This window comes from Mesorhizobium sp. M0598 (assembly GCF_040320865.1).
Classification (GTDB): domain Bacteria; phylum Pseudomonadota; class Alphaproteobacteria; order Rhizobiales; family Rhizobiaceae; genus Mesorhizobium.
In genome coordinates this window covers 1-5,464 of sequence record NZ_JAMYQL010000077.1, presented here as the reverse complement: position 1 = coordinate 5,464, position 5,464 = coordinate 1, and the positions used below count along the sequence as shown (strand labels likewise).

The following is a 5,464-nucleotide window of genomic DNA, read 5'->3' as shown; positions in this document are numbered from 1 at the left end:
CTGGAACCAGGAGCGCATGCAGGCAGAAGTAGCCCTCATAGTCGAGGCCAGCTAGGTAATAGATGGTCTCGGGACTCGTAAAGATTGCGACGTCAATCCCGCGTTCCCGGCACTTCTCCTGGACTTTGTTAACGCGGGATTTGCGCTCAACGCTAGCTTGGTCTACGGTCTTATCCATTTCCGTTTCCTTTTCAAATTAGACTCGTACCTAGTTGGCTCTGGCAGGCGACGATTGTTTCACCGGCCGCAATCCTACCGCAGCCGTTTGTCGGACATGGTGATTTACCATTTGATCTGCCGGCCCACCGAAGGTGCTGGAGTTATGTAGACGCCGAGCGTCACGATGGGTTTTCCTCGGGGATTTGGAGAAATTTGCTCAGTGCTCGCGTAGCAGGCGTCCGTATCCATCGAACTGATCGTCGATGCCGGCCAGGCGCAGGCATTTCCACATCATGCCTTGGTTGCTGGTAACCACAGGCTTGCCGGTGTCTTGCTCGATCTGATCAATAACATCGATGGCGCGGAAGCCACCACAGCTCAAGAAGATCGCATCCGCGTCTGGGTGATCGATCGCCTTGGCGAACTCACGAATGTACGCTGGCGTTACCCTGGCAATATCCTTGTCGTAAACCAGATTTAGGCCCTGAACATTCAGGAGCTCGAACCCGCTCTTTTGCATGTACTGCGCTACGACCGACGTTACGTCATCAGTGTAGGGCGTGCCCATCACGATCTTTTTGCCTGATACGGCGCGGAGCCCCTCGACAACACCGGTCAGGAGCGTCGTTGCTTGCCGATCAGGGTTGGCCCGCTTCAATTCACGGATGACTGCCTCTTCGCCCATTACTGCGGTCCCCGACGTGCAGGCATAGCAGATGACAGGAACTTCGAATTCCGGCATCAACTCCGCCGCCGATGCCGCCAACCCACTTTCCATCGCAGCGAGATTTTCGATCGTGCAGCCTACGGGCATGTGCGAACGGGTGAAGTGGACACAGACGCCTTCCGGCGCCATGCGCATCATGTCTTCTTCGATCAGGTGGTCGCTTGAAATCAGGACAAAGCCTATCCTCGTCCGCCATGCGCGACCTTTGTCCAACTCTGGCACCCATTTCTCAGAGGCAACTTTCAGAGCTACCTGTGTTTCCGCCGCTTCCGTCATTTCCATCACCTCAATTATCCGATGGACCGCCCGTTCTCACACGAGAATTCTATGCGAGGATCATAAGCTCGGTCTGACAAAAACACAAGCTATATACAGGTAAAATTCTCCATGTGGATAGGACTTGAGGCGGGGGCCTTTGTTTTCCATTCCTATCCGCGGCGCCGCCATCGCAACCTAGACGGAATACACCTACGGTCGCGAGGCCCCTGCGGCACGCGACGTCGTGGTTTCTGATGAGACGCAGGTATGCCACAGTCAGTCGCTCGAAATATAGCAGCTGACTTTCTTCAGCATCCAGCGCAGATAGGTCGCCCTCACTTTGCCGAACGTGCCAAGGTCGTTGGACGACAGAGCGTCCGAAAGGCCTTTTAGTTGCCTCAACAGCTCTTCCACGACGTCGTCCCAGTCAAGAATCGGCAAGAAGGTGTACCAGATGCGGGCGACTCGGTAGTAAAGCAAGTCCGTCATTTCGCGCATCGGTTTGCTGCCAATAAGATCACAGATCAGAGTTGCAAGGTCGTTAGCCAGCTGCGCATAGCCCTCGATGTCCCGCTGACCGCGAAGGTCCTCGGCTCGTGCGATAAGTTCATCGAGGGTCTCCCGGTGCCGATCCGTGACCCAGTTCGGGGACAATGATCCCATCGTCTCCGCAAGAAGGATCCGCAGATCATAAATGTCTTTGAACGTCTTCATGTCGATGTCGGTGACGCGCGTACCGACTCCGTTCCGGATCTCAAGCAGCCCTTCATAACTGAGCTGCTGGAGGACCCGTCGCAGCGGCGTCCGACTGACGCCGAACTCAGTCGCGAGTTGCATCTCATTAATCATCATGCTGGGCGGATAGTGTAATATACCGATCCGCCGCCGAATAAAGTCGTACATACATCGCTGGCGTTGATCGGCACTTAATTTAGTAGGTTTATTCATTGTTTAAATTTAGCTCCGTCTGTCCCTTTGGCGAAAACGTGTCATCGAATACAGGAAAACTATTGATACCGTGCTCTTCCAGCAACCTGTGCATGGAACGCACCCGGAATCTTCTCCTTGACATTTTCCGCCGACGATTACCTCTAACCTGGCGCCACCGCGCTGGTGCGGCGAAAAGCTTGGAAACAGCTCAGCGAAACATCGGCGATACGCCGATGCTCGTCATCGGTCATCGGGCCCGGGAAAGTGAACTGACGAAACACGAAATGCGGTGGCGGACCGAAGTCACCGGCGGAACTCGCAATGACCTCATTTCCCATTATGTCAGCGCAATAGAAGAGGCCTTGTGCAAATTCTTCGACGAGTATCCTCGGCGAGGACCGCCATATGTGCTTCCGCCAAATAGATAAGTCGTATGCTCGGCCAACTCATCCACGGTGCGGCACAATCGGACACCGACGCTGCCGCTGCCTTCGGCTGGCTTAAGAATGACCGGCAGGCCGATCTGCGCGGCAGCGCTTTCTACTTCCCTCGCATTCGCTGCCACGCGATAAGCGGGTACTGGAACGCCGACTGCCGCGAGGAACTGACGTTGAGTAACTTTGTCGCAGCATCGTTCAGTCGACGCGGGGTTCGGCCCCGGTAGATCGAAATGTCGGCAGAGCTTGGCAACTGTCGCACAGACCGACTCGTCTTCGCCCGAAAAACCAGTAATGCCAGCAATGTCATAAGTTGCACGTAGCCGGGAACATTCGCGGATCAGCGAATCGAGGTTGTCTGTCTCGACACGAATTGACTCACTCCTTTCCACCGCTAGATAGTCGTACCAAGCTGGATCGGCCGACAGGGTAAACGGATGAAGCCCAAGACGCCGGGCCGCTCGAACGAATAGCGGGCCGATACCCCTATGACCTTCAACCAGGATGAGCGCTCTTCGTGCCATTGGCCTTGACTCCGACTTTGTGTGTCGTGCAGCGGTCCGAGCGTAAATCGCATCTATTGTTTCTAGCTAGCTGTCTGCCTCAGACTTTGCGGTGAACTTAGCATTGTCAGCGATTTGGGGCCGTGAAGGTTCTGTAAATTTGTTTGAAGGATCTGTTGCGACCTCTTGCTTACCGGCGGCGTGGTATGGAGCGTCGCGACGAATTTCGGAAGATTGCGACGTTAAGGGGCGCCTGTAAAAGTTTAACTTAATCTGAGTGCGCCGGCAAGGAGTTGACGGTACAAGTCCATTACGATGAAGAAGTAGCGATCCACATCGGCCCCGAGTCATGCGCGGGCGGTCGGGAGGCCGCAAGTGAAGCGTTGGCAGGGGAGTGCATAGGCCAGCTATTGTGCCGTGAAAGAAGTTTTGTTCCAGGCGCCGACGCGTTTCAGATCGTGGAAGGTAACACGGACTGGTGCGCTTGTAGCGAGCACCCGGACGGCCCGACGGGGTCGCAGACCCATCGCTGGTCGCAACTAATGACGTACATCCGGCTTCGTGATGCGGCTGGACAACGTCTTCGCCGCGAGCCTGGATCGGTTTTTGCCCGCTTCCACCTCAAGGCTCCCGTGACGTTGGCTGAAGCCATGCCGGGCCACACATCAGGTTCTGGAAGCGACGGTGTGCCCGTTTCGTCCTCTCCTGCCATTTGCTGCAATTACTGGGTGGGACCTTCTTTTGCCTTGGTCGTTACCGCTTCGCTTCAAGCTGCTTTCATTGACAACGCCGCTTCGTAAGCTGAATCACTCGAGAGCATAGCCCCCACGATCCGCGCATTCTTGTTGGCCAGCGCGACGGCCGCGACGTTGGCGTGCCGCCGTTCCCGGATCTTGCCGAGCCAGAGGCTCCGGGGTCCCTGCTTGCTACCAGCCCGGCTCAAGCGGCGCGAGCGTCATGGATCATCAACGTGCGCAGATACCGATCCGGAGAGGTCGATTATGACGGTGATCGGCTTCAAACGCGCGGCCTTTGCCGTAGCGCGCAAACTGGCGGTCAAGATGCATACGATGCTCAAGACTGGCGAGCTCTTTGATCGGAACGCAGGAGCAACGACATGAAATTGCGGATAGCGTTCAGGATCTGAACGCCTGATACGTCCCTACCGGGACGTGGGCCGAGCCATTCCGCTGATGGGGTTGCACCGCTGACTCAGCAAAGTGCGTCGTCCACATTGAAGGCTCCTCCCGCGAACCTCCATCATGCGGCGACCGATGTCGACCGCGAAGACAACCGTGTACCCGGCAAACGCATCTCAAAGCGCAAAGATACTTGACGTCCCAACCGCGATTTAGACAACCCCATCTGCTGACGATCAGCGCAGCGACGATGGATCGGCTCCTGTCGCAGCTGCGTGTTGTGGCTCGCGGCGGGCAACGCCGTCGCGCCGGAATGAGTTCGGCAGTGCGCCGGTCGGTTCCGGTCCGCACCTTCGGGGACTGGAACGACCCGCCGCCCGGTTATGTCGAGGTCGACAGCCCGAGGCACCTGTCGCCATCGATCTTCAGCGCTTCGCCGCCAGCTGAAGATGGCCTGGCAGGCGGGGGGAGACACGCCTCACGCATCGAAGGCCGTATCGGCGGACCAAACCGTATCCGAAGAGGCCGAGCATGCTGGAGCCGTACGAGGCCCGGATTCGGGCATGGCTTGAGGCCGAGCCGACACTCTCGGCAGTCACGGTGCTGCAGCGTCTCATGAGTGCCGATCCGTCGCGCCTCACGAAGAAGACCCAAACGACAGTGCACAGCACAGGATCGGCGGTTTCCATCATTGCCTTTAGCTGCGGCTGGATGTGTAAGGACACGGGCCGCAGACGGAACTGGCGATAGCGCTTGATCACACGAGCGCCGATGACGGCTGGAACAGATTGCCGTAAAGCCGCACCACAGCATAAAGCTGACCAAGGCGGCTGGCGTGCACGTCGCCATTGAGAACGCCGGTGCGACGCTGATGTATCTGCCGCCATACTCCCCTGACTTCAACCCGTGTATGGATGGCTCCTGCGGATCGAGCGCGCTCGAGGTGCTTCGATTGATCGGGGTGGCCTGATTCTTCGTCTCGGTTCGTTCGCCATCACCTCACTTTGCCCTGACCATTCCTTAAGCCGTTCAGGCGACCGCCTGCGGCTGATAGCGAGTGCCGTCCCGAAGGATGGCGAAGATCGTTCTTGCCATGCGATGCGCCAAGGCGATGGCAAGAACCTTTGTCTTTTTCCGAGCTAGTATGCTTGATACCCAGTCTGATCTCAGCCCGCACCTCCGTCTGGCCATGATCTGCGCCATGGCGCCTAGCAGGCTTCTCTGATTGGGGTCGGTGAGGTCAAGCGTTTCCTGTCTTTTTTCCGGACCATGTCGCCCCGCGGGTCACTCGCTTCTCTTCGCGGTCGGCGC

4 protein-coding genes and 3 pseudogenes are annotated in these 5,464 nt (G+C 57.3%); 2 read left to right on the top strand and 5 right to left on the bottom strand.

The features are described 5' to 3' along the window. From NKI59_RS34495 to NKI59_RS34480, 4 genes and pseudogenes are all read right to left on the bottom strand, one after another. Positions 1–178: aminopeptidase P family N-terminal domain-containing protein (locus NKI59_RS34495; RefSeq protein WP_352708996.1), on the bottom strand; the 178-nt coding region annotated here is incomplete at its 3' end. A gap of 198 nt (positions 179–376) precedes the next feature. Beyond that, positions 377–1,162 (bottom strand): maleate cis-trans isomerase family protein, encoded by a 786-nt coding sequence (locus tag NKI59_RS34490; RefSeq protein ID WP_352708995.1) that lies wholly within the window; start codon positions 1,160–1,162, stop codon positions 377–379. A gap of 258 nt (positions 1,163–1,420) precedes the next feature. Beyond that, positions 1,421–2,047, bottom strand: a complete 627-nt coding sequence (locus tag NKI59_RS34485) for a GntR family transcriptional regulator (RefSeq protein WP_352708993.1) — start codon at positions 2,045–2,047, stop codon at positions 1,421–1,423. 221 nt (positions 2,048–2,268) lie between these two features. Then, positions 2,269–3,035, bottom strand: a pseudogene (locus NKI59_RS34480) (ATP-grasp domain-containing protein); the annotation flags it as partial. A gap of 989 nt (positions 3,036–4,024) precedes the next feature. Between NKI59_RS34480 and NKI59_RS34470 the strand changes: the two are divergent. Together NKI59_RS34470 and NKI59_RS35250 are read left to right on the top strand one after the other, a co-directional pair. Then, a pseudogene (locus NKI59_RS34470) lies at positions 4,025–4,135 on the top strand (IS110 family transposase); the annotation flags it as partial. 549 nt (positions 4,136–4,684) lie between these two features. Continuing rightward, the gene (locus tag NKI59_RS35250) at positions 4,685–4,903 is read left to right on the top strand and encodes a hypothetical protein (protein ID WP_502901153.1); all 219 of its coding nucleotides are present in this window, start codon (positions 4,685–4,687) and stop codon (positions 4,901–4,903) included. Positions 4,904–5,182: 279 nt separating this feature from the next. Here NKI59_RS35250 and NKI59_RS34465 read toward each other — a convergent pair. After that, positions 5,183–5,365: pseudogene (locus NKI59_RS34465) on the bottom strand (IS110 family transposase); the annotation flags it as partial. Between the last annotated feature and the right edge of the window lie 99 nt (positions 5,366–5,464).

Excerpts from the sequence above, each read along its gene's own strand:
- NKI59_RS34490 (WP_352708995.1), bottom strand. The coding sequence starts at position 1,162 with ATGACGGAAGCGGCGGAAACACAGGTAGCTCTGAAAGTTGCCTCTGAG.
- NKI59_RS35250 (WP_502901153.1), top strand. The coding sequence starts at position 4,685 with ATGCTGGAGCCGTACGAGGCCCGGATTCGGGCATGGCTTGAGGCCGAG.
- NKI59_RS34485 (WP_352708993.1), bottom strand. The coding sequence starts at position 2,047 with ATGTACGACTTTATTCGGCGGCGGATCGGTATATTACACTATCCGCCC.